Source organism: Pseudomonas syringae pv. coryli str. NCPPB 4273, from assembly GCF_000972175.1.
GTDB classification, from domain to species: Bacteria; Pseudomonadota; Gammaproteobacteria; order Pseudomonadales; family Pseudomonadaceae; genus Aquipseudomonas; species Aquipseudomonas syringae.
This window is the reverse complement of record NZ_AWQP01000092.1, coordinates 1-3,267: the sequence shown is the minus strand read 5'-3', so window position 1 is coordinate 3,267 and position 3,267 is coordinate 1. Positions and strand designations below refer to the sequence as shown.

The window sequence follows — 3,267 nt, the reverse complement described above, 5'->3', positions numbered from 1 at the left end:
TTCAAGGTAGTTGTCGCGTCAACCGTCTAACTATGCTGCTTTTTTCTCAACGTTTTGCTCTCGATCCGGGTTTAACAGCACGGTGCCGATCGGTTCCCAGTTGCGTGTCTCCCTCGACCACCGCTCTGGCCTTTTCTCTCTGGCTTGCTCGTACAGCTCATGTCGCCTGGCCAGGATCTGATGGTCCAGCCCTCGATGCCGCTCAGTCGGTGTCACGAAACGTATCCGGCTGTGCCGATGATCATTGTTGTACCAACGCATGAAATCCCTCACCCAGAGGCGTGCCGCGTCAAGGCTGGCAAACCCGTCCTGCGGCCATTGCGGGCAGTATTTCAGTGTCCTGAACAGCGACTCCGAGTAAGGATTGTCGTTGCTGACACGCGGTCGCCCACGCGACGGGGTGATGCCCAGTTCATACATCTTGCTTAACAACGTCACCGATTTCATCGGCGCACCGTTGTCCGAGTGCAGCACCAGCGGCTCGTGCAAACACTGCTCGCCTATCACGCTGCGTTGCAGCAGGGCGGCGGCTTTCTCGCCGCTTTCCATCTCGTAAACTTCCCAGCCAACGGCCTTGCGGCTGTAAATATCCTCGATCAAATAGAGGTAATAATACTTGCCCCTTATCGGTGACGGCAGGTACGTAATGTCCCACGACCACACCTGATTCGGCGCTTTGGCTGCATGTGTCGTCGGTGCCGCATATCGTCTGGGACGCTGACTGCGCCCTCGACGCTGTTGTTGACCTGCGGCCCGCAAGACGCGATAAAACGTGGCCTCCGACGCCAGATAACACCCTTGATCGGCCAGCCGTGGCACGATCTGGCTGGGCGGCAGGTGAGCGTACTCAGGGCTGTTGCACAGTGTGATAATAGCTTGGCGCTCAACGTCGCTCAGTGCATTGGACGGAGTCGGCCGCGTGACCGTTGTGCGGGCATCAGCCTTGAAAACGTCTGTCTGCGTCCATCGCTGCAAGGTACGCAATGACAGGTCGATTTCCTGGCAGGCCCTTGCTTTTCGGGCTCCCTCTGCAACAGCGGTATTTAGCCAGTCAATCAGTAACAGGCGCTCAGGCAAGGACGTCAGTTGTCCTCGTCGACGGTCCCCCAGTAGTCGTTGAGCTTTTTTCGCAGCACCAACAACGCCGCGGTTTCAGCGAGCGCCTTGTCTTTGCGGCGCAGTTCGCGCTCAAGTTCCTGTATGCGTTTCTTGTCTTTGCGAGATTGCTCACGGTCTTCTTTTTGCTGGGTCTTTTCCGGCTTCTGGCCCGTGATGAACGAGTGTCGCCACGCGTTGATCTGCTCGGGATAAAGGCCTTTGCGGCGACAATACTCGCTCAGGTCGATCTCGGATAAACCGGCGGCTTCGAGCACAACAGCAAACCTGGCTTCGGCTGACCATTTTTCGGTCAGGGGAGTATTTTCAGACACTTCGTTTCCTTCATAACTGAGCTGCTTGCGCCAGTTGGACAAAGACATTTCACTGACCCCTTCGCGGCGGGAAACCTCGGCCATCGACAGGTTCAGCGGGGGGAGCAGCATCTTGAGTAATGCAGCTCTGCGTTCAGGCGAATAGTACGGCACGATCAGTCTCTTTCCGCCCCCGGTCATGCTTTTTTAGGAAAAACCGGAGAGGCGACAACTATCCTGACACCGGGGGGTCTAGCCAACGAGGTACTTTTGGCGAAGAGCGGCCTTTCACAGGCGCGTCAGCGCCTGGGCAATCAGCCTGTGTCTTGGCTATTTCGACAGTGCGCCAGTACCTGGGGATACGAGCGCTACCCGCAGGATGACTGGCACGGACTTCAGGTTTTTGCCGTCGATGGTGCGCTGTTTCGAACCCCGGAAACACCTCAGTTACGTGCGCACTTTGGCTCAGGCAACACCTCCTCCAATCGGCAGACGCCCTACCCGGTGTTGCGTCTTGTCGCGCTGATGAATGCACGCTCCCACATCATTGCCAATGCTGCCATTAGCCCCTATCGCAAGGGTGAAATCCCACTGGCTAAGGACTTTGTGGAAAGCATACCCAATCACTCGGTGACCTTACTGGACAAAGGGTTTTTCAGCGCTGATCTGTTGTTGAGTATCCAAAACGCTGAGCAAAACAGGCACTGGATGATCCCTGAACGCAAAGGAACGGTCAGGACGGAAGTCGAACATTATGGCGATGGCGATTATCTGGTGCAGATGAGGGTCTCGCCGCAGGCGCGTAAAAAGAATCCGGCATTACCTGAGTACTGGCAGGTAAGAGCTGTGACTTACCAAGTTGAAGGAAATGAGAAAACGGTCTTCACCTCGCTACCGGCTTCGAAATTTAGCGCAGAACAGGTTGCGACGCTTTATCACGAGCGGTGGGAGATCGAGTTGGGTTTCAGAGATATCAAAAGCTCAATGCAAGACAATGCTCTGACGCTTCGCAGCAAGACCGTGGACCTTGTTTACCAAGAGTTGTGGGGGCTTTTACTGGCGTATAACGTGGTGCGCCGAGAAGCCAGTCAGGCGGCTGTCGCTCACAAGCGGGCGCCCAGCGAGATAAGTTTCAAGTTTGCCTGTCAGCACATTGCCAGTCATCTGGTGGTCATGGCCGGGGCCGTGTCGCCATCACATACGCCGAGGCGCCTGGAGGAACTGCGTGGCAGCATCGGTGTGCTCTTCATAACAAAACGCCCTAGGCCGGCGAGGCCCAGGGCGGTGAAGATGTCAAAAACCCGGTATCCGGTTAACCGCAAGGCTGCACCGCTTAAGTGAACAGCATTGCGCGTTGCGCGGGCCGTTTAACTCAGGCGTCACGCGGGCAAATTGCCCTGTCCGCTTTCGATGATTTTCGCGAAGTTCAGTACATCCGCCGGGTAGCTGCTGCCACCCACGCCGCCCGTGTCGCTGAGGTCGGCTTTATTGACCTTGTCGGGCCCGGAGTTGTATGCGCGCAGTGCAGCCCCCATGTCGCCGAATTCCTTGTTCTGGTCACGTAGGTAGAGCGCGCCCGCCATGATGTTTGTGTGCGAATCGTTGACGTCATTGCCCAACAACCCCGGATTTTGCTGCTGCAATGACTTGAACGTGTCTGCGTTGACCTGCATCAGGCCCGCGTCGGCCTTGCCGTTGACGTTGGTGGTAGCTGCATTCAACTGACCCCGCGACTCAGCCCATATCTGCCCGGCGATCACGCTGGGTGGCATGCCGGTGGCCTTGGCGGCGTCCATTATGTCGCCTCGATATTGCTCAAGCTGCTGGGGCAAATGCAGCCCACCGCTACCACTGAGTG

Annotated in this window: 2 protein-coding genes and 1 pseudogene; 1 reads left to right on the top strand and 2 read right to left on the bottom strand. The window is 56.8% G+C overall.

Going from position 1 to position 3,267, the window contains the following annotated elements; genetic code table 11:
• Nucleotides 1–30: 30 nt before the first annotated feature.
• Nucleotides 31–1,610, bottom strand: a protein-coding gene (locus P406_RS28480; protein ID WP_085991147.1) for an IS3-like element ISPsy31 family transposase whose coding sequence is annotated in 2 segments (ribosomal slippage) — nt 31–1,121 and nt 1,121–1,610 — 1,581 coding nt in all. Because the reading frame shifts where the segments join, the coding sequence is not laid out codon by codon here.
• Nucleotides 1,611–1,658: 48 nt separating this feature from the next.
• Between P406_RS28480 and P406_RS26715 the strand changes: the two are divergent.
• A pseudogene (locus tag P406_RS26715) lies at nt 1,659–2,750 on the top strand (IS4-like element ISPsy33 family transposase); the annotation flags it as partial.
• Between the two features lie 38 nt (nt 2,751–2,788).
• On the opposite strand, the gene P406_RS26710 reads toward P406_RS26715, so the two are convergent.
• A partial coding sequence (locus P406_RS26710) for a transglycosylase SLT domain-containing protein (protein ID WP_046237869.1) occupies nt 2,789–3,267 on the bottom strand: 479 nt, incomplete at its 5' end.